Source organism: Burkholderia sp. Bp9004 (assembly GCF_003858025.1).
GTDB classification, from domain to species: domain Bacteria; phylum Pseudomonadota; class Gammaproteobacteria; order Burkholderiales; family Burkholderiaceae; genus Burkholderia; species Burkholderia diffusa.
Map to the genome: position 1 here is coordinate 43,070 of NZ_QTQD01000016.1, position 21,059 is coordinate 64,128.

A 21,059-nucleotide genomic window follows, 5' to 3' on the forward strand; every position below is an offset into this window, starting at 1 on the left:
GGAAGCCGCCGCATGCGGCGCTCAGCGCCGCACGATCTTGCGCCGCTGCGCGCTGATGCCCGCGTAGTCGGGGAGCGTGTCGACCCGTTTGCCGACTGCCTTCGCATACAGCGGCATCAGGTCCGGCAGGCGGTTCAGCAGATCCTGCCGCCGCGCGGCGTTGTACGGGTGCATGTAGATGAAGCCCGATGTCCTGTTCGCGCGCGTCGCCGCCGCGAGCTTGTCCCACAGCGTGATCGCCGCGCGCGGATCGAAGCCCGCGCGGGCGGCAATGTCGCCGCCGATCACGTCGGCTTCGGTTTCGTCGGTCGGGTCGTAGCGCAGCGTCTGCAGGCGCGCGCCGAGGTTCAGCGCCTGCGGCAGCGGCTCGCCGACGCCGAACAGCGGCGGCAGCGAGGCCGCGCGCAGCGACGTTTGCGACGTCGTGCTGAAATTGCTGCGTGCGTGTTCGCGCAGCGCATGCGCGATGCCGTGCGCGAGCAGCACACCGAACTCGTCGTCGTTCAGGCGGACGCGATCGAGCATCCCGCCGTACACGAGCACCTTGCCGCCCGGCAGGCACGTGACGCGGATGTCGCGCGAGCGGATCGCGTTGACGTCCCATGCCCAGTTCTTCACACGATCGTTCCACTTCACCGAATACGGCGCGAGCTTCATGACGATCGCGCGCAGTCGCTTCACGCGCGGCTGGTTGGCGGGCAGCAGACGGTCGCTGTCGGCGGCTGCCTGCACGATCTGCGCGTATTCGCTCGTGGTGAGCTGCTCGAGCAGCGGCGACGGGATCAGCGTGCGGAACGCGATCGCGTTGCCGTAGCGCACCTGCTGCGACGTCGGCGTATAGGCATTCGCAGGCACGGCGGCGCCGGTCGGCTGCGCGGCTTCGGCGGCGGACTGCGCAACCGGAGCCGCGGGCGTGGACGGCGCAGCCGGCGCGATGGCGGGCGCGGAGCCGGCCGCAGCCGCACTTGTGTCGGCCGCATGCACGCTTCCCGCCGTGCCGAGCGTCGCGAGGCCGACGCTCAGCGCGGCGGCGACGCGTGCCGCACGATGCAGTCGATCATTGCGCACGGCTGGCCTCGCCGTTGCGCGCGGTGCCGTTCCACGGCGCGATCTTGAACAGCAGCAGCATGCCGGGGATCGCGAGCGCGGTGCACACGATGAAGTAGTCGAACCAGCCGATCTTCGCGACGATGAAGCCGCTCGCGGCCGAGGCGAGCGTGCGCGGCACGGACGCGAGGCTCGTGAACAGCGCGAACTGCGTGGCCGTGTAGCGCGGATCGGTCGTGCTCGCGATATACGCGACGAACGCGGCCATCGTCAGGCCGGTGGTGAACGTCTCGGCGGCGTAGACGAGTGCGAGCGCGACCGTCATCGGGCTCAGGTGCGGCGTGACCTCGAAGCCGAAGACCGACAGGAACGACGCGAGCGCGTGACTTGCCGCGACCGTGAAGTCGTAAAGCACCGCGAGCACCGGCGAGCCGGGGCCGACCTGCGCGAGCCACGCGAAGCCGAGCGTCGACACCATCTGCAGCGCGCCGAAGATCCACAGACCGCGGCCGATGCCGATCTTCACGAGCCAGATGCCGCCGATGATGCCGCCGGCAACGCTCGCGACGAGCGCGGTGGTTTTCGCGACGATGCCGATTTCGGTGCGCGTGAAGCCGATGTCGAGGAAGAACGACGTCGACAGCGTGGTGGCCATCGTGTCGCCGATCTTGAACAGGAAGATGAACGCGATGACGAGCAGCGCGCCGCGCCAGCCGTCGCGCTGGATGAATTCGCGGAACGGCAGCACGATCGCGTCGCGCAGGTTGCGCGGCGGCGCGCCGATCACCTCGGGCTCGCGCACGACGAGCGTCATCAGGATGCCCGGCAGCATGAATGCGCCGGTGATCGCGAACACGACGTCCCACGGCATGTGGTCGGACAGGATCAGCGCGAGCGAGCCGGGGATCAGCGCGGCGAGCTTGTACGCGTTCACGTGTATCGCGTTGCCGAGGCCCTGCTCGGTGTCGCGCAGCAGCTCGCGACGGTAGGCATCGATCACGACGTCCGCGCTCGCGCCGAAGAACGCGACGAGCGTGGTGAGCGCGGCGACCGTCCAGATCGAGTCGCGCGGCGACACGAAGCCGAGCGCGGCGATCGCGCCGGCGACCAGCACCTGCGTGAGCAGCAGCCAGCCGCGCCGGCGTCCCGGCCGCCAGCCGGGCAGGCGCGGGACGTAGCGGTCCATCAGCGGCGCCCACAGGAACTTCCACGTATACGGGAACTGGATCAGCGCGAACAGGCCGATTTCCTTCAGGTTCACGCCCTCGGAGCGCAGCCATGCCTGCACGAGGTAGACGAGCGTGAAGAGCGGCAGACCGGACGTGAAGCCCAGGAACACGCAGATCAGCATGTGCGTGTTCAGATAGGCGCGCCAGCCGGGGTGATCCTCGTGAGCGGTGAGTGCGGGCGCCTCGTGTGGCCTTTTGGACATGGACAGAAACTGGGTAGCGTTGACTGATTGCGGCGGCGGCGCAGGCAGCGCGGGCGGCGCAGGAGGGGCGGCCGCACGCGGGGGCGGGCCGGATCATCCGTCAACGGCTCCCCGGCTCAGCTGCGCTTGACGCGGTAGACAGCAAGACTACCACGCCAGTTGGCTCCCCATCGAATCGGCTGGCCTTCGTGCAGCACGATGCGGTCGAGGATCGTGACACCGACTTCGGGCGCGAGCGCCTCGAAATCCTTGATCGTCAGCACCCGGACGTTCGGCGTGTTGTGCCACTGGTAAGGCAGCGACTTCGACACCGGCATCCGGCCGCGCAGCACCGACAGCCGGTGCGCCCAGTAGCCGAAGTTCGGGAACGAAACGATGCATTCGCGTCCGACACGCGCGGTTTCGCGCAGGATCGCGGCCGTCTGGTGGATCGTCTGCAGTGTTTGCGACAGGATCGCGAAATCGAAGCTGTGATCCTCGAACAGGCGCAGGCCGTCCTCGAGGTTCTGCTGGATCACGTTGATCCCGTTCTTCGTGCTCGCGAGCACGCCGGCGTCATTCAGTTCGATCCCGTAACCGGACACGTCCAGTTCCTCGGACAGCAGCGACAGCAGCGAGCCGTCGCCGCAGCCGAGATCGAGCACGGTCGAGCGCGGTTCGACCCAGCGGGCGATCGCACGGAAGTCCGCGCGTGCGGACAGGGAGTTCAGCGCTTGCTGGTTCATGCACCCACCTCGTTGGCGATTCGTTCGTAATACGCGCGGAGCAGGTTGTGATAACGCGCGTCGTCGAGCAGGAACGCGTCGTGGCCGTGCGGCGCGTCGATCTCCGCGTAGCTGACCGTGCGCTTGTTGTCGAGCAGTGCTTTCACGATCTCGCGCGACCGCGCGGGCGCGAAGCGCCAGTCGGTCGAGAAGCTCGCGATCAGGTATTTCGCCTGCGTGTGCGCGAGCGCGGCCGTCAGGTTGCCGTCGAACGCCTTGGCCGGGTCGAAGTAGTCGAGCGCGCGCGTGATCAGCAGGTAGGTGTTCGCGTCGAAGTAGTCGGCGAACTTGTCGCCCTGGTAGCGCAGGTACGACTCGACCTCGAATTCGACGTCGAAGCTGAAGTTGTACGCGTCGAGCGCGCCGTCCGCGCGGCGCAGCGCACGGCCGAATTTCTCGGCCATGTCGTCGTCGGAGAGATATGTGATGTGGCCGATCATCCGCGCGACGCGCAGGCCCCGCTTCGGCTTCACGCCGTGCGCGTAGTAGTTGCCGCCGTGGAAGTCGGGATCGGACAGGATCGCGGAGCGCGCGACCTCGTTGAACGCGATGTTCTGCGCGGACAGCTTCGGCGTCGACGCGATGTCGATACAGTGGGCGACGCGGTCCGGATACATCAGGCTCCATGCGAGCGCCTGCATCCCGCCGAGGCTGCCACCCATCACGGCGGCAAAGCGCTCGATGCCGAACGCGTCGGCGACGCGCGCCTGCGCATGCACCCAGTCCTCGACGGTGACGACCGGAAAGCGTGCGCCATACGGCTTGCCGGACGACGGATCGATGCTCATCGGGCCGGTCGAACCGAAGCACGAGCCGAGGTTGTTCACGCCGATCACGAAGAAGCGGTTGGTGTCGAGCGGCTTGCCCGGGCCGACCATGTTGTCCCACCAGCCGGTGCTGCGCGGATCGTCCGCGTAGACGCCGGCGACGTGGTGCGACGCGTTGAGCGCGTGGCAGACGAGCACCGCGTTCGAGCGCGCGGCGTTGAGTTCGCCGTACGTCTCGACGACGAGCTGATAGTTGCCGATCACGCTGCCGCTTTGCAAGCGCAGCGGTTCGGCGAAGTGCATGGTCTGTGGAGCGACGATGCCGATCGATTCCATTCGTTCCGCCTTATGACTGGGCGGCTAAACGGTGTCGGCGATGCGCGGAGGCGAAGGTGCGCGGCTGACGACCTCTTTAGCCGCATTTGTAGTGAACCGCCGGGACGAAGACGCATCAACGCCCTGGTCGGTTCGCGCGCCCGCAATCGAGTCAGCAAATCGGCGCGCTTCCGACCCGCCACCAAGGTGGCAGGTCGAAGGAGTATAGCGGAATTCCGCGGAGCGCGGATTTCGCGGGCCGGCTGCGCCCGGCTACTGCAGGATCAGCCGCAAATGCGCATCGGCCTGCTCGCCGGGCGGCCGCTGGAAGCCGCCTTTCGCGAACCGGTGCCACTTGCCGATCACGTAGCTGACGAGCAGGCTCGCGCGCGCGGCGGGATCGTAATCGGCCGGCAGCACGAACGGCGCGGCGCCATCGGGCGCCTGCGCCTCGGTACGCGCGACCCGCAGGCACTGCTTGACGGTCGCCTCGATCCGGTCGAGCAGCTGGTTCACGCGCTCGGTGAGCCGCTCGTCCTCGCCGACCAGCGCCTCGCCCGTCAGCACGCGCGTCATGCCCGGATTCTTCGCCGCGAAATTGAGCATCGTCAGCGCGATCGTGCGCGCCTGCTGCACGCCGTTCGGCTCCTTCGCGACGATCTGGTTGACGAGCCCGAACAGTGCCTGCTCGATGAACTCGATCAGGCCTTCGTACATCTTCGCCTTGCTGGTGAAATGCCGGTACAGCGCGGCTTCCGACACGTCGAGGCGGGCCGCGAGCGCGGCCGTCGTGATTTTTTCGGGCTTCGGCGCTTCGAGCATCGCGGCGAGCGTCTGCAGGATCATCACGCGACGCTCGCCCGGCTTCGGGCGCGTGCGGGACGGCGTGGCCTGGTCTTCCTTTACGGCTTGGTCCTGCGGGTAAGTCGGCTGCATTTCTGTCGCCCCGATCGTGTGCCCAGTCGGAGCGATTTTAACGAACGAATGCGCTGGTCGACATATTGCGGGCGGCCGATGTTCGGCAGATGGCCCGGCAGGTGCCCGGTGATCCACACCGTGCCGATGCCGAGGCGCTTGTAGCGCTTCAGGTGGCTGCGGGTATCTTCGACGAGGATCGCGTCTTCGAGCCGCGCATGCGCGGCGCGCAGAATCCGGCGCAGCATCGTGTGGTCGGGCTTCGCGCGCCATGTGCGACGGTCGCGCATGTGCTCGATCGCGATCACGCGCTCGAACAGGCGCTCGATGCGCAACTCGCGCAGCACCGCGCGCGCGTAGTTCTCGGGCGCGTTGGTCAGCACGAACTTGCGGCCCGGCAGCGCGGCGACGATGCGCGCGAGGCCGCGCTCGGCGCGCAGCATCGCGGGCAGGTCGGAAAACGTGTGGACGACGCGCAGGAAGTCGTGCGGATCGATCGGGTGATGGCGCGCGAGGCCGAGGAGCGCGGCGCCGTAGCGCTGCGTGTAGCCGGTGCGCAGCCGGTCGGCTTCGGCACGCCCGACGTGGAGCGTGTCGATGATGTACTGCGTCATCGCGCGGTTGATCTCCGGAAAGATCGCGTGCGATGCGTGATGGAGCGTGTTGTCGAGATCGAACAGCCAGACGGGCGCGCCGGCGCGCGGCCGGCTGCGGGAGATGCGCCGGCGTCGCAGCGACGCCGGCAGGTCGGGGCTGGAGGTTTTGCGGCGCGCGCTCAATGCGAGCGGATCATCGTGCCGAACGGCTGCTCGGTCAGGATTTCCAGCAGCACCGAGTGCTCGATCCGGCCGTCGACGATGTGCACCGACTTCACGCCGCTCTTTGCAGCGTCGAGCGCCGACGAGATCTTCGGCAGCATGCCGCCCGAGATCGTGCCGTCCGCGAACAGCGCGTCGATCTCGCGCGCCGACAGGTCGGTCAGCAGGTTGCCGTCCTTGTCCATCACGCCGGGGATGTTGGTCATCATCAGCAGCTTCTCGGCGTTCAGCACCGTCGCGAGCTTGCCCGCGACGAGGTCCGCGTTGATGTTGTACGAGAGGCCGTCCTCGCCGAAGCCGATCGGCGAGATCACCGGGATGAACGCGTCGTCCTGCAGCGCTTTCACGACCGCCGGGTTGATCGCCTCGACTTCGCCGACCTGGCCGATGTCGATGTACTGGCCCGGATTGTCGCGGTCCGGCATCAGCAGCTTGCGTGCGTGGATCAGGCCGCCGTCCTTGCCCGTCAGGCCCACCGCATGGCCGCCGAAGTGGTTGATCAGCATCACGATGTCCTGCTGGACTTCGCCGCCCAGCACCCATTCGACGACTTCCATCGTCTCTTCGTCGGTCACGCGCATGCCCTGGATGAAGGTGCCGGCCTTGCCGATCTTCTTCAGCGCGTGATCGATCTGTGGGCCGCCGCCGTGGACGATCACCGGATTGATGCCGACCAGTTTCAGCAGGATCACGTCACGCGCGAAGCCTTGCTTGAGCCGCTCTTCCGTCATCGCGTTGCCGCCGTATTTGATCACCACGGTCTTGCCGTGGTAGCGGCGGATGTACGGCAGTGCCTCCGCGAGGATTTCTGCCTTCAGCGTGGGGGCGATCTGCGAGAGGTCGATGGGCTCGGACATGGCGGCGGCTCTGGCTGGGAACGGTTGAAACAGGGCGAATTGTACAGGAGTGGCGCAGCGCAGCATCGGGTTTTTGGGCTGGCCGGACGGCCGATCGCGCGGGCCGGTCGCCGCGCGCGGCGGCCCGCCGGCCATGGTGCCGGACCCCGCGCGGCGCGCCCGCGGCGGCGGGGTGGACAGCGCGACGGCCTGCGTCGGCGGCATGCATCGGCCGAGCGGCCGACGTGCAAAATCCGTCCGCCGCGCTATGCTTGTCGCGTAGGGTGACGTTCCTGCCCGCTTCCGCGTTTCCGCCATGACCGATACCGCCGCCGACGCCCGTTCGACGCCGCGCCGCGCGCGTTGCCCACGCTGCGGGCGCGGCTTCGACTGCGGCGCGCGCACCCAGCCATTCGACTGCTGGTGCGCGTCGATGCCGACCCTGTCCGGCGGCGCGCCGCCGGTGGCCGGTACGCGCTGCCTCTGCCCGGAGTGCCTCGCCGCCGAGATCGCGCAGCGCATGGCACGCGAGGCCGGCTGACGGCGCGGGCCCGTGCAACCCGACTCGACGCCGGCTCGTCCGGTGCGCCGTCCGTCCGCGCTGAACCGGCCCCCGATAGAGGTGCCGGGCGCTAAACGGGTAAACTGCCCGGATGCAACGAATTACCACCACCGGGCGCGTCAACCTCAGTCACCTGTTCTGGCTGCGCAATCTCGCGATCATCGGCCAGCTCGTGACGATCGGCGTCGTGCAGACCTATTTCGGCGTGCATCTGCCGTTGCCGGCGATGCTGATGGTCATCGCGCTCGAAATCGTTTTCAACGCGCTGACCTGGGTGCGCGTGCTGCGCGCGCGGCCCGAGACCAATTTCGAGCTGCTCGGCCAGCTGTGGGTCGACCTCGGCGCGCTGTCGGCGCTGCTGTTCCTGTCGGGCGGCACGACCAACCCGTTCGTGTCGCTATACCTGCCGTCGCTCGCGATCGCGGCGGCCGTGCTGCCGTGGCACCTGATGATCTGGCTCGCGGCGTTCGCGGTCGCGTGCTACGCGGCGCTCGGATTCGATTCGGTGCCGCTCAACATGGACAACCCGGCGAATCTGTTCGACTACTACCGCACGGGGATGTGGGCGAACTTCATGGTCAGCGTCGGGCTGATCGCATGGTTCGTCGCGCGCATGTCGAACGCGCTGCGCCAGCGCGATGCGGCGCTCGGCGAAGCGCAGGCGCACCTGCTGCGCGACGAGCGGGCGGTCGCGCTCGGCGTGCAGGCCGCCACCGTCGCGCACGAGATGGGTACGCCGCTGTCGACGATCGCAATGCTTGCGGAGGAGCTGCGCGATGCGGCGCGCGCCGATCCTGGGCTCGCGCGCTACGAGGCCGACCTGAAGGTGCTGGAAGAACAGATGACGCTCTGCACGTCGGCGCTCGCGCGCCTGCGCAGCCGGGCGAGCGCGCCGGCGAGCCGCCAGCCGGTGGACGACTGGCTCGACACGTTCGTCGAGCACTGGCGCCTGAGGCATCCGCACGTGCAGTTCGAACTGCTCGGCGCGCGCCCGTCGGGCGTTGGGCTCGACGACACGGTCGCGGCCGGCCAGATCCTGACGATCCTGCTCGACAACGCCGCGCGGGCGAGCCCGCACCGCGTGACGCTGGCCGCGAAGCTTGCGCACCACGAGCGGGCTGCGGACCAGATCGAATTCGAGGTATGCGACGACGGCCCCGGCATTCCGGCCGCGCTGCGCGAATCGCTCGGCTCGATGCCGGTCGACAGCACGCAGGGCGGCCACGGGGTCGGCCTGTACCTCGCGTTCAGCGCGGCCGTGCGTCTCGGCGGCGAGATCGAGCTGTCCGATGTCACGCCGCGCGCGGGGGGCGGCAACGGGCGCAGCCATGGCGGCGCGAACGGACACGCGGCAGGTGCGTCGGGCCAGCGCGCGACCGAACGAGCGGCGGCCACGCCGGACGGCCGCCCGGCCGGCACCCCCGGCCGCGGCACGCGCGCGGTGCTGCGCCTGCCGGTGGCGCGTATCGCGGTGCCGGCCGCCTCAACCAACACGTAGACGGAGAAACCACATGAGCGAGAACAATTTCCTGGTGATCGACGACAACGAGGTGTTCGCGGGCACGCTCGCGCGCGGCCTCGAGCGCCGCGGCTATGCGGTCCAGCAGGCGCACGACAAGGAGGCGGCGCTGCGGCTGGCGGCCGGCGGCAAGTTCCAGTTCATCACCGTCGACCTGCATCTCGGCGACGATTCGGGCCTGAGCCTGATCGCGCCGCTGTGCGACCTGCAGCCCGACGCGCGGATTCTCGTGCTGACCGGCTACGCGAGCATCGCGACCGCCGTGCAGGCGGTGAAGGAAGGCGCTGACAACTATCTGGCGAAGCCCGCGAACATCGAGTCGATCCTGGCCGCGCTGCAGACCAACGCGAGCGAAGTGCAGGCAGACGAGGCGCTCGAGAATCCGGTCGTGCTGTCGGTCGACCGGCTCGAATGGGAGCACATCCAGCGCGTGCTGGCGGAGAACAACAACAACATCTCGGCGACCGCGCGCGCGCTGAACATGCACCGCCGCACGCTGCAACGCAAGCTCGCGAAGAAGCCGGTGCGGCAGTAAGGGCGCGGCGGCATCGGCCGGGCGCACCAACGAAAACGGGCGGCCCGCCGGGCCGCCCGTTTCGCATTCGACGCCGCATGCGTTACAGCACGTAGCGCGACAGGTCTTCGTCCTGCGACACTTCGCCGAGCGCGCGATCGACGTACTTCGCATCGATCGTCACGCGCTCGCTGGCGTGATTGCCGGCCGAGAACGACACCTCCTCGAGCAGCTTCTCGATCACCGTATACAGCCGGCGCGCACCGATGTTCTCGGTCTTCTCGTTGACCGCGTACGCGATCTCGGCGAGGCGGCGGATGCCGTCTTCGGCGAACTCGAGCTGCACGTCTTCGGTGGCGAGCAGCGCCTGGTACTGCTTGACTAGGCTCGCGTCGGTCGCGTCGAGGATCGCCTCGAAGTCTTCCACCGACAGCGAATCGAGTTCGACGCGGATCGGAAAGCGCCCCTGCAGTTCGGGAATCAGGTCGCTCGGCTTGGCCAGGTGGAACGCGCCGCTCGCGATGAACAGGATGTGATCGGTCTTCACCATCCCGTACTTCGTGTTGATTGTCGTGCCTTCGACGAGTGGCAGCAGGTCGCGCTGCACGCCCTGGCGCGACACTTCGCCGCCGCTGCCTTCGTTGTTGCGCGACGTGATCTTGTCGATCTCGTCGAGGAACACGATGCCGTTCTGCTCGACGTTCTGCACGGCCTTCGTCTTCACTTCCTCGTCGTTGAGCATCTTCGCCGCTTCCTCGTCGGTCAGCAGCTTCAGCGCTTCCTTGATCTTCACCTTGCGGCGCTGCTTCTTGCCGCTGCCGAGGTTCGAGAACATCGAGCGGATCTGCTCGGTCATTTCCTCCATCCCCGGCGGCGCCATGATTTCCATGCCGGCCGTCGGCTGCTCGAGGTCGAGTTCGACTTCCTTGTCGTCGAGCTGGCCTTCGCGCAGGCGCTTGCGGAAGGTCTGGCGCGTCGCGTTGTTGTCGTCGTTCGCGTGATCCGCGTTGCCGCCGAAGCCCACCGCGCGCGGTTGCGGCAGCAGGATGTCGAGGATGCGGTCTTCCGCTTGGTCGGTTGCCTTGCTGCGCACCTTGCGCATCTCGGATTCGCGCGTCTGCTTGACCGAGATCTCGATCAGGTCGCGCACGATGCTGTCGACGTCGCGGCCGACGTAGCCGACTTCGGTGAACTTGGTCGCCTCGATCTTGATGAACGGCGCGTCGGCGAGCTTCGCAAGGCGGCGCGCGATTTCGGTCTTGCCGACACCCGTCGGCCCGATCATCAGGATGTTCTTCGGCGTGATTTCCGTGCGCAGCGGATCGGCGACCTGCTGGCGGCGCCAGCGGTTGCGCAGCGCGACCGCGACGGCCTTCTTCGCCTTGTTCTGGCCGATGATGTGCTTGTCGAGTTCCGAGACGATCTCGGCAGGGGTCATGGTGCTCATGGTGCGGTCCTTACTCGATCGTTTCGATGATGCGGTTGTGGTTCGTGTAGATGCACATGTCGCCGGCGATCTCGAGCGATTTCTCGACGATCTCGCGCGGGGACAGCTCGGTGTTCTCCGCGAGCGCGCGGGCCGCAGCTTGCGCATAGGCGCCGCCCGAACCGATCGCACAAATGCCGCCTTCCGGGTCGAGCACGTCGCCGTTGCCGGTGATCACGAGCGTGGTGGTCGCATCGGCCGTGATCAGCATCGCCTCGAGGCGGCGCAGCATCCGGTCGGTGCGCCAGTCCTTCGCGAGCTCGACGGCCGCGCGGGTCAGGTTGCCCTGGTGCTTCTCGAGCTTCGCCTCGAAGCGATCGAGCAGCGAGAACGCATCGGCGGTGCCGCCCGCGAATCCGACCAGTACCTGGTTGTTGTAGATCCGCCGCACTTTCCGCGCGCCACCCTTCATGACGATGTTGCCGAGGGTTACCTGGCCGTCGCCGCCAAGCGCGACCTTGTCGCCGCGCCGGACCGAAACGATGGTCGTGCCGTGAAATTGCTCCATCTGCGTTCCTTGAGAAAAACGGGGAAGAGTCGGGCGGCGCGGGGCGCCGCCGCTTGAATCGCAGTGCGCCGGGGAGCGGCCCGGCGCGCGTCCGATTCATTTTAGGGCGGGCGCCGGGATATCAAGAGGGGGAGGCAAATCGGCCGGCGGGCCGGAAACCGGTGCCGGAAAAACAAAAAGCGCGCGGCAGGCCGCGCGCTTTCGGGAAGCAGCGTGTCGGAGCGGAACGCCGCTCGATCAGTCGCCGAACAGCTTCTGGCGCAGTTCGCGGCGCTCTTGCGCCTCGAGCGACAGCGTGGCCGTCGGGCGCGCGAGCAGGCGCGGGATGCCGATCGGCTCGCCGGTTTCCTCGCACCAGCCGTAATCGCCGGAATCGATGCGGGCGAGCGACTGTTGAACCTTCTTGAGGAGCTTGCGTTCGCGATCGCGCGTGCGCAGTTCGAGCGCGTGCTCTTCCTCGATCGTCGCGCGATCGGCGGGATCGGGCACGATCACCGTCTCGCGCAGGTTCTCGGTCGTCTGGCCTGCGTTCTTGAGGATGTCCGCCTGCAACTGTTCGAGCCGATTTTTGAAGAAGGCGAGCTGATCCTCATTCATGTAATCCTTGTCGCTCATCTTCAGGATTTCGGCTTCGGTCAAGAGTTTCTTCGTCATCTGCTTGCTTCTTCAATGTGCGGCAAATCAAGAGATATTGCCTGCACTTTGGGATTACCCGCAACTGCGCTTGCAATCATTTGCGATATGCCGCCGCGGGGCCGAAAGCCTCTGGAAAACCGGTTCTCAAATACCAGGATAGCCCTGGCGCGGATTTGCGCGCGCGGCGAACCGGTGTGCTGCGCGGCAGATCGCATCGGCCGCGGCCGGGTGGCGGATGGGCGATCCGGCGCGGTTGCGATGCCCGGTCAATGGTTCAGCAAGAACCGGGCCTGTTATTGCCGTACTCCAGCGGGCACGTATTGTAACTGAATCGCAAGCGGGCGCCGTATCGGGTCGATCCCCGTCGGCTGCGCCAATATCTAGAAAATATAACGCGCAAATCGCGAAAAAGCGATGACGGCGAAACCCTGCCCGGAAAAGGCACCGCGCAAGCGCCGCGGCCGCCCCGGAAGGCGGCCGCATGGAAGGCGCGCGACGCCGGGCCAGAAGGCTCAGGCGAGGCAGGCGTCGAGGCCGTCGGTGATCAGGTCCTGCGGCAGGTCGACGCCGATGAACACCATCTTGTTGGTCTTCTTCTCGACCGGCAGCCACTTCGCGGCGAGGTCGCTGCCCATCATCTGGTGCACGCCCTGGAACACGACCTTGCGGTCGACGCCCTTCATGTACAGCACGCCCTTGTAGCGCAGCATCCGTTCGCCGTAGATCTGCAGGATGCCGCCGAGGAAGTCTTCCAGCTTGTTCGGGTCGAACGGGCGGTCGTTGCGGTACACGAACGACTTGATCTTGTCGTCGTGGTGCGCGTGGTGGTGGCCGTGGTCGTGATCGTGCGCGCATTGACCGTGATCGTGGTCGCAATGCGCGTGATCGTGATCATGGTCGTGATCGTGGTGATGGTGCGCGTGGTCGTCCTCGGCGAGGAAGTCCGGGTCGATCTCGAGCTTCGCGTTCAGGTTGAAGCCGCGCAGGTCGAAGATTTCCTTGATGTCGGCTTCGCCGAAGTTCACGACCTTGATCGTCGCCTTCGGGTTCATGTGCATCAGGCGGTGCTTGAGCGCCGCGACGGCCTGGTCGTCGACCAGGTCCGACTTCGTGATGAACAGGCGATCGGCGAAGCCGACCTGGCGCTGCACCACTTCGTGTTCGTCGAGCTGCGCGTTCGCGTGCTTGGCGTCGACCAGCGTGATGACCGCGTCGAGCAGGAAATCGTCGGCGATTTCGCTGTCGATGAAGAAGGTTTGCGCGACGGGGCCCGGGTTCGCAAGGCCGGTCGTTTCGATCACGATGCGGTCGAAGTCGAGTTTGCCTTCGCGCTTCTTCGCGGCCAGATCGCCGAGCGCGCGTGCGAGGTCGCCGCGGATCGTGCAGCAGATGCAGCCGTTGCTCATCTGGATGATCTGCTCGTTCGTGTCCTGAACGAGGATCTCGTTGTCGATGTTTTCTTCGCCGAACTCGTTCTCGATCACGGCGATCTTCATGCCGTGCTGTTCGTTCAGGATGCGCTTGAGCAGGGTCGTCTTGCCGCTGCCGAGGAAGCCGGTGAGGATGGTGACGGGAGTGGCCATGTCGGTCGCCTGTGGTTCGTGAATCGGGGTCAAAACCAGGATGTGTGCGTCGCGCCGTCGACTCGCAAGCCGGGGCGCACAACCATCCATTGAAACATACCTGTCAAGCCTTCGCCCGTCGTCCGGACGACAGGCTCGAGCGCGTGGCCGCCAGCCGGGCGGCCCGGCGGACGCGGGTGTGCGCGTAGATCGGGGCGATCAGACGATTTGCAACAGCAGGCCCTTCAGATATTCGCCTTCCGGGAACGCGGCGAGCAGCGGGTGATCGACGCCCGCGCCGAGCCGCTTCAGGATCCGCGCGTCGACCTTCGCGTCGGCGGCCGCGCCCGCGACGATCTTCTGGAACAGGTCCATGTCGATCGCGCCCGAGCACGAATACGTGAACAGCAGGCCGCCCGGACGCAGCAGCTTGAAGCCGCTCAGGTTGATGTCCTTGTATGCGCGTGATGCGCGGTCGACGCTGTCGCGGGTCGGCGCGAACTTCGGCGGATCGAGCACGATCAGGTCGAAGCGCTCGCCTTCGTCGACGAGGCGGCGCAGCGTCTTGAACGCGTCCGCGTCGAGCCAGGTCGCGCGCTCGGCATCGAAGCCGTTCGCGACGACGTTCTGCTGCGCGAGCGCGAGCGCGTCGCCCGACGAGTCGATCGACACGACACGGTTCGCGCCGCCCTTGAGCGCCGCGAGCGAGAAGCCGCCCGTGTAGCAGAAGCAGTTGAGCACGTCGCGGCCGGCCGCGTACTGCGCGACGAGTGCGCGGTTGTCGCGCTGGTCGACGTAGAAGCCGGTCTTGTGGCCGTTCGGCACGTCGACGTGATAACGCACGCCGTTTTCGTTCGCGATCAGCGTCGCGGGCGGCGCATCTCCTGCCAGCACGCCGGTCGTCTGTTCGAGCCCTTCCTTGTCGCGGATCGACACGTCCGAGCGTTCGTACACGTTCGGGCAGCCGGTCGCGCCGCTGAGTGCCGCGACGATCGCGTCCTTCCACGCCTCGACGCCCGCCGCCATGAACTGGCACACGAGCTGGCCGCGCGGTGCGGCGCCCGGCTCGGCCGTGTCCGCGACGTAATAGTCGACGATCAGCCCCGGCAGCCCGTCGGCTTCGCCGAACACGAGCCGCACCGCGCCCGTGCCCGACACCATCGTCGTGCGGTGCGCGACCGCGCGCTGCACGCGGCGCTTGAAGAAGGCGTGATCGATCGGTTCGTTCTCGTCGAAGCTCCACACGCGCACGCGGATCTGCGACTGCGGGCTGTACGCGCCGCGCGCGAGGAAGCGGCCGTCGTGCGCGCGGACGATCACGGTCGCGCCGGGCGCGGGCTTGCCGTCGACGCGGTCGATCGCATTGGCGTAGATCCACGGATGGCGGCGCAGCAGCGATTTTTCCTTGGACGGCTTGAGGGTGACGGTTTGCATGATGAGATCGAAAGGGGCCGTGCGCGAAGCCGACCGTGGCCGGTCGCCGCGCGCGGCGGGTAACACGGGAAGCGCGTCAGTCGCGCTTCTTCGCGCGCGGATGCGCGCTGTCGTAAATTTTTGCGAGATGCTGGAAGTCGAGCGACGTATAGACCTGCGTGGCGGAGACGCTCGCGTGGCCCAGCAGTTCCTGCACCGCGCGCAGGTCGCCGCTCGACTGCAGCACGTGCGTTGCGAACGAATGGCGCAGCACGTGCGGGTGGACGTTGGCGGGAATGCCCGCGGCCAGCGCCGCGCGCTTCACGCGGTCGCGCACGACGCCGGGTGCCATCCGGTTGCCGCGCACGGACACGAACAGCGGATGCGGATCGTGCTTCACGAATTCGCCGCGCACGGCGAGCCACGCGTTCAGCGCCTCGATCGCCTTGCGGCCGACCGGCACCTTGCGTTCCTTGTTGCCCTTGCCGCGCACGGTGACTTCGGCCTCGGCGAGATCGAGCCAGCCGGCCGAGCGGTAGCCGTCCGCCTGCGTGTACATGACGTCGAGCCCGACCAGTTCGGCGAGGCGCAGCCCGGACGAATAGAAGAGTTCGAGGATCGCGTGATCGCGGATGCCTTCGGTCGTACCGGCGAGCGGCGCGTCCATCAGTGCCGATGCGTCGTCGACCGAAAGTGCCTTCGGCAGGGTTTTCGGGCGCTTCGGCGCACGCACCGCGGCGACGGGGTTCGCCGGCATCTCGATGCGCTGCGCGAGCCAGCGGTAGAACGCGCGCCACGCGGACAGCCGGTGCGAGATCGAGCGCGCGGACAGCCCGCCCGCATGCGCGCGCGCGACCGCGCCGCGCATGTCGGCAGCCGTGAGCGCCTCGAGCGGGCGGCCGGCGGCGAGCTTCTTCAGTTCGTCGAGTTCGTGCGTATACGCACGCAGCGTGTGTTCCGACAGCTGCCTGACGTGCTTCAGGTTCGACAGGTAGGCGGCGATCGGATCGTCGGTCATGGGCGCGGCATCAGTGCGGCAGCAGGCGCGTGAGCGCGGCGCTCGCGAGCGTCGCGATCTGCGCGAGGAAGTCGGTCGCCATCCCGTCGTGGAAGCGGCGCGGATCGGGCGAGCCGAGCACCAGCAGGCCGAACGCGGGGGCGTCGGTGCCGCCGAGCGGCGCGCGCAGCGCGAGCAGCGCGACCGACGTGGCCGCGCCGTCGCCGGCCGGCGCGGCTTCAGCGCCTTCCGCCGCATTCGCGGCCGGCGCCGCGAGCGCGGGTGCGAGCCACTGGGCCGCTTCGAATCCGGTGTTCGCGCCGCAGTACGGCGTCGACAGCCCGTTCGTGAACAGGCGCACTTCCTCGCCGACCTGGCGCGCGAAGTCGGCCTGCGAGTAGGTGTCGGCGACGTCCCACACGCGCAGCGCGGTTTGCGGCACGTCGAACACCTCGGCGATGCCGTCGGCGATCGTGCGCGGCAGCGCGTACGGATCGCGTTCCGCGATCACGCGCGCGGTCCAGCGGCTGAACTTCGCGGACAGGCTGTCGTTCTCGTGGCCGTAGCGCACGAGCTCGGCGAGCCGGCGCTCGAGATGCTTGTTCTTGTCGCGCAGCATTTCCATCTGCCGCTCCTGCAGCGAGATCGCGGCCTTGCCGTGCGGATTCGCGAGACGGATCGTCGCGAGCAGTTCCGCGTGTTGCGCGAAGAATTCGGGATTGGCGAGCAGGTAGTCAGCGACTTCGCGATCGTTCATGTGGCTGGAGCGTTCAGTTATCAGGACGTTGCAGGGTCAGACGTTCAGGTCGATCTCGCCTTCGAACACGGTCGCGGCGGGCCCGGCCATCATCAGCGCGGCGGTTTCGTCGCGCGCGCCGTCCCAGCTGATCGTCAGCGTGCCGCCGTGCGTGTGCACGGTTACCGGCGAATCGAGCAGGCCGCGCCGGATGCCGGCCGCCACCGCCGCGCATGCGCCGGTGCCGCACGCGAGCGTCTCGCCCGCGCCGCGCTCGTACACGCGCAGCTTCACCTCGTTGCGCGACACGATCTGCATGAAGCCGGCATTCACGCGCTGCGGGAAGCGGGCGTGAAGCTCGATCAGCGGGCCTTCTTCGAGCACCGGATACGCTTCGGCGTCTTCGACGACCTGCACCGCGTGCGGGTTGCCCATCGACACCGTCGAGATCCAGCGCGTCGCGCCGCCGACGTCGAGCGCCCAGAGCGTGTCGTTGCCTTCCGTCCGGCCGTCAAGCCCCGAGGCGTCGAACGGCACCTGCGCCGGCGCGAATATGGGTGCGCCCATGTCGACGACGACTTCGCCATCGTCCTGCATCGTCAGTGTGATCAGGCCCTTCATCACCTGCACGCGCACGCTGCGCTTGTCGGTCAGGCCGCGGTCGCTGACGAACTTCACGAAGCAGCGCGCGCCGTTGCCGCAGTGCTCGACCTCGCCGCCGTCGCAATTGAAGATCCGGTACTTGAAATCCGCGCCGTCGACGGTCGGTTTCTCGACGAGTAGCAACTGGTCGGCGCCGATGCCGAAGTGTCGGTCGGCGAGCGCGCGCACCTGCGCCTCGGTGAGCGGCGGCAGCGCGCGCGAATAGCTGTCGAGCACGACGAAGTCGTTGCCCGCGCCGTGCATCTTGGTGAACGAGAGTTTCACTGGGTCCGGAATTCCATGGCGAACAGGGCGGTCGGCACGGCGGACGCGGCGTGCCGCGATGGCGTGCGGCGTCGTTCGTCGTGCTGATCTCAACCGCAAATGATACATGCAGCCGACAGGGGCGTCCTGCGCGGGCGGGGCGTCATTCGGGTGGCTGGGCGGGGAAAGCGGCGGGACGGCGGATCCGTGGCTCGCGCAGCAATCGGCCCACGATCTCTGGCAGGGGCGCGCGCAAGGCGCGCCGAAGGTGGCACGGCTGCAGGCGCGCATCGTGCCGCGCGCCCGCGGGTTCGACTCAGTAGAGGCTCGGCTCGCCGGGCGGGCGCGTCTTGAAGCGCTTGTGCACCCAGTAATACTGCTCCGGCATCAGCGGAATCTGCTCCTCGAGGAATTCGTTCATCCGCCGCGCGTCGAGATCGTCGTCGCCGGTCGGGTAGTTGTCCCACGGCTTGAACACCTTCAGCCGGTAGCCCTTGTAGTTCGGCAGCACCTCGCCGATGAACGGCACGACCTGCGCGCGGCCCGTCTTGGCGAGCCGGCCGACGGCCGTCAGCGTGCACGCCGGCACGCCGAAGAAGGGGACGAACGTCGAATTGCGCAGACCATAGTCCATGTCGGCGCCGAGCATCACCGGCTTGCGGTCGCGCAGCCAGCGCAGCACGACGCGGGCGCTGTCCGCGCGGCCGACCATCTCGGCGTCGAAACGCCCGCGGGCCTTTTTCGCCTCTTCCTCGAGCACGGCATTCGAGAACGGCTGGTACAGCGACCCGCAGCGGCGCTGCAGCGAACGGTTCAGCCAGATCGAGCCGGCTTCGATGCCGACGAAATGCAGGCCCAGGAACAGCGTCGGGGGCAGATCCGGATCGGTGAGGTCGACTGCGCTGTCGACCTGGATCAGCTTCGCGAGCTTGCGCTCGGAGCCGAACCACTGGACGCTGCGCTCGACGTAGCTGCGGATCGCGTGGCGGAAGTGCTGGCCCGCCACTTCCTCGCGCCGTTCGTCGCTCCAGTCGGGGAAGCAGAGTTTCAGATTGGTATGTACGATGCGCTTTCGCCGGCTGGGAATCTGGTACAGCAGCCAGCCGAGGCCGTCGCCGAACCGTGCGGTCAAGCCGTACGGCAGCAGGGCGAGCAGCTTCAGCAAGCCGATGGCGAGGTGCGTGCCGAGGCGGCCTAGCATGCGGAATCTCCGTGGGGCCGGCTGGCCGGCACGTTGCGAACAGGGGGGTAGGACAGCGGACGATGCAGCACGAGTGGCGCTCTGTGACAATTCACGAAAGCCGCTATAATACGGGCTTCGCCGAGTTAACTGACAACTTGCGGGGCGAAGCCGGCTGGCGCGAAGCGCGCTGCCCGGTCCTGGTAATCCGCTAAAGCGTCGCCGCTTCAGGCCCAACGAAGCTGGCTACGTGAAACCAACCGTAACCACACAGGAGCCTGAAAAAGTGGCAAACGATTATCTCTTCACGTCCGAATCCGTCTCCGAAGGCCATCCGGACAAAGTCGCGGACCAAATCTCGGACGCGATTCTCGACGCCATCCTCGAGCAGGACAAATACTCCCGCGTTGCAGCCGAAACGCTGTGCAACACGGGTCTCGTCGTTCTGGCCGGTGAAATCACCACGACGGCCAACATCGATTACATCCAGATCGCGCGCGACACCATCAAGCGCATCGGCTACGACAACACCGACTACGGCATCGACTACAAGGGTTGCGCGGTGCTCGTCGCGTACGACAAGCAGTCGCCGGACATCGCGCAAGGCGTCGACCGCGCGCATGACGACAACCTCGATCAAGGCGCGGGCGACCAGGGTCTGATGTTCGGTTACGCATGCGACGAAACGCCGGAACTGATGCCGCTGCCGATCCACCTGTCGCACCGTCTCGTCGAGCGCCAGGCGAGCCTGCGCCGCGACGGCCGCCTGCCGTGGCTGCGCCCGGACGCGAAGTCGCAGGTGACGATCCGCTACGTCGACGGCAAGCCCGATTCGATCGACACCGTCGTGCTGTCGACGCAGCATGCACCGGACATCGAACTGCCGGCGCTGCGCGAAGCCGTGATCGAGGAAATCATCAAGCCGACGCTGCCGGCCGACCTGATCAAGGGCGACATCAAGTTCCTGGTGAACCCGACCGGCCGGTTCGTGATCGGCGGTCCGCAGGGCGACTGCGGCCTGACGGGCCGCAAGATCATCGTCGACACCTACGGCGGTGCCGCACCGCACGGCGGCGGCGCGTTCTCGGGCAAGGATCCGTCGAAGGTCGACCGTTCGGCAGCGTATGCCGGCCGTTACGTCGCGAAGAACATCGTCGCGGCAGGCCTCGCCTCGCGCGCGCTGATCCAGGTGTCGTACGCGATCGGCGTGGCCGAGCCGACCTCGGTGATGGTCAACACGTTCGGCACGGGCCGCGTGTCGGATGCGGTGATCACGAAGCTCGTGCGCGAGCATTTCGACCTGCGTCCGAAGGGCATCATCAAGATGCTCGACCTGCTGCGCCCGATCTACGAGAAGACGGCAGCTTACGGCCACTTCGGCCGCGAAGAGCCGGAATTCTCGTGGGAAGCGACCGACAAGGCGCTCGCACTGGCCGAAGCGGCCGGCGTGGAGCCGACGGCACGCGTCGCATAAGCGTCGTCCGCCCGAAACAAAAAACCCCGGCATGCCGGGGTTTTTTTATGCGCGTCGATCGCCGGCGGGATGACGGCATCGCTGCGGTCGTGGCGAGCACTGCCCGCCGGCGCGGCTTCAGCGTGCGCTGAACCCGAACCAGCCGTTGCTGGCCGCGAGGCGGCGCGGGCGGTTGATGCGGCGCTGCGGGCCCAGCGTGCGGCGCAGCGCGAGCGCGCGCAGCGACGACGGCTTCTGCAGCAGCGAGCGCAGGCCGGCGCGGCGTGCGAACGCCTGCGCGCTCATCATCGAGAAGAACGCGTGGAACCAGGCGCGGATGCCGTCCAGCCGGCTGTGCGCGTGCGTTTGCTCGGCGAGCGCCTGTGTGCGTGCGCGGTGATGGCGCAGCGGACGGGCGGGAGCGGACGGTGCGACGCGCTTCGCAGTGCGGTTGAGACGGGAAGTCAGACGGAGTGGCATGTGAACGATGCTTCGCTTGTATGGATGGCGCTCTTGAAAAGCGCACTGGTATGAACGGCCTCGGATGGCGCAACGGATCTTACCGAAAGTCGTTGCGCGCCGCGCCCGCCAGAATTGACAGGCCGCGACAGGCTACAAGGGATTCGTGACGTGCAAAAGTCGCGATAAACCCTTGTGCCGCAAGCGTGTCGCTGCATACCGCCTGTCGCTGAG

Annotated in this window: 21 protein-coding genes; 4 read left to right on the forward strand and 17 right to left on the reverse strand. The window is 67.4% G+C overall.

Going from position 1 to position 21,059, the window contains the following annotated elements:
• Positions 1-21: 21 nt before the first annotated feature.
• The 7 genes from DIE08_RS18530 to argB all read right to left on the reverse strand — a co-directional run bounded on the left by DIE08_RS18530 (position 22) and on the right by argB (position 6,915).
• Positions 22-1,068: a M48 family metallopeptidase gene (locus DIE08_RS18530; protein ID WP_124902908.1), complete on the reverse strand. Its 1,047-nt coding sequence runs from the start codon at positions 1,066-1,068 to the stop codon at positions 22-24.
• Positions 1,058-2,479, reverse strand: a complete 1,422-nt coding sequence (locus DIE08_RS18535; protein WP_124902910.1) for an AmpG family muropeptide MFS transporter — start codon at positions 2,477-2,479, stop codon at positions 1,058-1,060. Before DIE08_RS18535 ends, DIE08_RS18530 begins: the two co-directional genes overlap by 11 nt.
• 116 nt (positions 2,480-2,595) lie before the next feature.
• Positions 2,596-3,204, reverse strand: a complete 609-nt coding sequence (metW, locus tag DIE08_RS18540; protein WP_124627025.1) for a methionine biosynthesis protein MetW — start codon at positions 3,202-3,204, stop codon at positions 2,596-2,598.
• Positions 3,201-4,346, reverse strand: coding sequence for a homoserine O-acetyltransferase (locus DIE08_RS18545; RefSeq protein WP_124902912.1), 1,146 nt, complete (start codon positions 4,344-4,346; stop codon positions 3,201-3,203). The genes metW and DIE08_RS18545 overlap by 4 nt, the downstream gene beginning before the upstream one ends.
• Before the next feature lie 252 nt (positions 4,347-4,598).
• A complete protein-coding gene (slmA, locus tag DIE08_RS18550; RefSeq protein ID WP_124627020.1) occupies positions 4,599-5,261 on the reverse strand; it encodes a nucleoid occlusion factor SlmA in 663 nt (220 codons plus the stop codon).
• Positions 5,228-6,019 (reverse strand): pyrimidine 5'-nucleotidase, encoded by a 792-nt coding sequence (locus DIE08_RS18555; protein ID WP_059607470.1) that lies wholly within the window; start codon positions 6,017-6,019, stop codon positions 5,228-5,230. Before DIE08_RS18555 ends, slmA begins: the two co-directional genes overlap by 34 nt.
• Positions 6,016-6,915 (reverse strand): acetylglutamate kinase, encoded by a 900-nt coding sequence (gene argB, locus DIE08_RS18560; RefSeq protein ID WP_059534964.1) that lies wholly within the window; start codon positions 6,913-6,915, stop codon positions 6,016-6,018. The genes DIE08_RS18555 and argB overlap by 4 nt, the downstream gene beginning before the upstream one ends.
• A 295-nt stretch (positions 6,916-7,210) precedes the next feature.
• On the opposite strand from argB, the gene DIE08_RS18570 reads away from it, so the two are divergent.
• From DIE08_RS18570 to DIE08_RS18580, 3 genes are all read left to right on the forward strand, one after another.
• Entirely contained in the window at positions 7,211-7,435 is a 225-nt protein-coding gene (locus DIE08_RS18570) for a cysteine-rich CWC family protein (RefSeq protein ID WP_124902914.1), read from the forward strand.
• Between the two features lie 112 nt (positions 7,436-7,547).
• Entirely contained in the window at positions 7,548-8,954 is a 1,407-nt protein-coding gene (locus DIE08_RS18575) for an ATP-binding protein (protein ID WP_124627015.1), read from the forward strand.
• 13 nt (positions 8,955-8,967) lie between these two features.
• The gene (locus DIE08_RS18580; protein WP_044847841.1) at positions 8,968-9,510 is read left to right on the forward strand and encodes a response regulator transcription factor; all 543 of its coding nucleotides are present in this window, start codon (positions 8,968-8,970) and stop codon (positions 9,508-9,510) included.
• 82 nt (positions 9,511-9,592) lie between these two features.
• Here DIE08_RS18580 and hslU read toward each other — a convergent pair whose 3' ends face one another.
• The 9 genes from hslU to lpxL form a co-directional block, all read right to left on the reverse strand.
• Positions 9,593-10,936, reverse strand: a complete 1,344-nt coding sequence (hslU, locus tag DIE08_RS18585; RefSeq protein WP_124902916.1) for an ATP-dependent protease ATPase subunit HslU — start codon at positions 10,934-10,936, stop codon at positions 9,593-9,595.
• Between the two features lie 10 nt (positions 10,937-10,946).
• A complete protein-coding gene (gene hslV / locus DIE08_RS18590) occupies positions 10,947-11,483 on the reverse strand; it encodes an ATP-dependent protease subunit HslV (protein ID WP_006760749.1) in 537 nt (178 codons plus the stop codon).
• Positions 11,484-11,720: 237 nt separating this feature from the next.
• Positions 11,721-12,137, reverse strand: a complete 417-nt coding sequence (dksA, locus tag DIE08_RS18595) for an RNA polymerase-binding protein DksA (RefSeq protein WP_006477498.1) — start codon at positions 12,135-12,137, stop codon at positions 11,721-11,723.
• Positions 12,138-12,631: 494 nt separating this feature from the next.
• On the reverse strand, positions 12,632-13,702 hold the full coding sequence (locus tag DIE08_RS18605; RefSeq protein ID WP_059607463.1) for a GTP-binding protein: 1,071 nt from the start codon (positions 13,700-13,702) through the stop codon (positions 12,632-12,634).
• Positions 13,703-13,900: 198 nt separating this feature from the next.
• On the reverse strand, positions 13,901-15,115 hold the full coding sequence (locus tag DIE08_RS18610) for a class I SAM-dependent rRNA methyltransferase (RefSeq protein ID WP_059607461.1): 1,215 nt from the start codon (positions 15,113-15,115) through the stop codon (positions 13,901-13,903).
• 76 nt (positions 15,116-15,191) lie between these two features.
• On the reverse strand, positions 15,192-16,112 hold the full coding sequence (gene xerC, locus DIE08_RS18615) for a tyrosine recombinase XerC (RefSeq protein WP_059607459.1): 921 nt from the start codon (positions 16,110-16,112) through the stop codon (positions 15,192-15,194).
• A gap of 10 nt (positions 16,113-16,122) precedes the next feature.
• Entirely contained in the window at positions 16,123-16,848 is a 726-nt protein-coding gene (locus DIE08_RS18620; RefSeq protein ID WP_059607457.1) for a DUF484 family protein, read from the reverse strand.
• 36 nt (positions 16,849-16,884) lie between these two features.
• Positions 16,885-17,754: a diaminopimelate epimerase gene (gene dapF / locus DIE08_RS18625; RefSeq protein WP_124902918.1), complete on the reverse strand. Its 870-nt coding sequence runs from the start codon at positions 17,752-17,754 to the stop codon at positions 16,885-16,887.
• 295 nt (positions 17,755-18,049) lie between these two features.
• Positions 18,050-18,934 (reverse strand): lauroyl acyltransferase LpxL, encoded by an 885-nt coding sequence (gene lpxL, locus DIE08_RS18630; RefSeq protein WP_059468610.1) that lies wholly within the window; start codon positions 18,932-18,934, stop codon positions 18,050-18,052.
• Between the two features lie 265 nt (positions 18,935-19,199).
• Here lpxL and metK point away from each other — a divergent pair, with 265 nt between their 5' ends.
• Positions 19,200-20,387, forward strand: coding sequence for a methionine adenosyltransferase (gene metK / locus DIE08_RS18635; RefSeq protein ID WP_059607451.1), 1,188 nt, complete (start codon positions 19,200-19,202; stop codon positions 20,385-20,387).
• Positions 20,388-20,504: 117 nt separating this feature from the next.
• Here the strand turns inward: metK and DIE08_RS18640 are convergent, their stop codons facing one another.
• Positions 20,505-20,846: a hypothetical protein gene (locus DIE08_RS18640; RefSeq protein ID WP_124902920.1), complete on the reverse strand. Its 342-nt coding sequence runs from the start codon at positions 20,844-20,846 to the stop codon at positions 20,505-20,507.
• Positions 20,847-21,059: the final 213 nt, after the last annotated feature.

Bases quoted from the DNA above. Each gene is read 5' to 3' on its own strand.
- DIE08_RS18570 (WP_124902914.1), top strand. From the start codon at position 7,211: ATGACCGATACCGCCGCCGACGCCCGTTCGACGCCGCGCCGCGCGCGT.
- DIE08_RS18620 (WP_059607457.1), bottom strand. From the start codon at position 16,848: ATGAACGATCGCGAAGTCGCTGACTACCTGCTCGCCAATCCCGAATTC.
- hslU (WP_124902916.1), bottom strand. From the start codon at position 10,936: ATGAGCACCATGACCCCTGCCGAGATCGTCTCGGAACTCGACAAGCAC.
- hslV (WP_006760749.1), bottom strand. From the start codon at position 11,483: ATGGAGCAATTTCACGGCACGACCATCGTTTCGGTCCGGCGCGGCGAC.
- lpxL (WP_059468610.1), bottom strand. From the start codon at position 18,934: ATGCTAGGCCGCCTCGGCACGCACCTCGCCATCGGCTTGCTGAAGCTG.
- DIE08_RS18605 (WP_059607463.1), bottom strand. From the start codon at position 13,702: ATGGCCACTCCCGTCACCATCCTCACCGGCTTCCTCGGCAGCGGCAAG.
- DIE08_RS18640 (WP_124902920.1), bottom strand. From the start codon at position 20,846: ATGCCACTCCGTCTGACTTCCCGTCTCAACCGCACTGCGAAGCGCGTC.
- argB (WP_059534964.1), bottom strand. From the start codon at position 6,915: ATGTCCGAGCCCATCGACCTCTCGCAGATCGCCCCCACGCTGAAGGCA.
- DIE08_RS18545 (WP_124902912.1), bottom strand. From the start codon at position 4,346: ATGGAATCGATCGGCATCGTCGCTCCACAGACCATGCACTTCGCCGAA.
- DIE08_RS18580 (WP_044847841.1), top strand. From the start codon at position 8,968: ATGAGCGAGAACAATTTCCTGGTGATCGACGACAACGAGGTGTTCGCG.
- xerC (WP_059607459.1), bottom strand. From the start codon at position 16,112: ATGACCGACGATCCGATCGCCGCCTACCTGTCGAACCTGAAGCACGTC.
- slmA (WP_124627020.1), bottom strand. From the start codon at position 5,261: ATGCAGCCGACTTACCCGCAGGACCAAGCCGTAAAGGAAGACCAGGCC.
- DIE08_RS18610 (WP_059607461.1), bottom strand. From the start codon at position 15,115: ATGCAAACCGTCACCCTCAAGCCGTCCAAGGAAAAATCGCTGCTGCGC.
- metW (WP_124627025.1), bottom strand. From the start codon at position 3,204: ATGAACCAGCAAGCGCTGAACTCCCTGTCCGCACGCGCGGACTTCCGT.
- dksA (WP_006477498.1), bottom strand. From the start codon at position 12,137: ATGACGAAGAAACTCTTGACCGAAGCCGAAATCCTGAAGATGAGCGAC.
- DIE08_RS18575 (WP_124627015.1), top strand. From the start codon at position 7,548: ATGCAACGAATTACCACCACCGGGCGCGTCAACCTCAGTCACCTGTTC.
- DIE08_RS18535 (WP_124902910.1), bottom strand. From the start codon at position 2,479: ATGTCCAAAAGGCCACACGAGGCGCCCGCACTCACCGCTCACGAGGAT.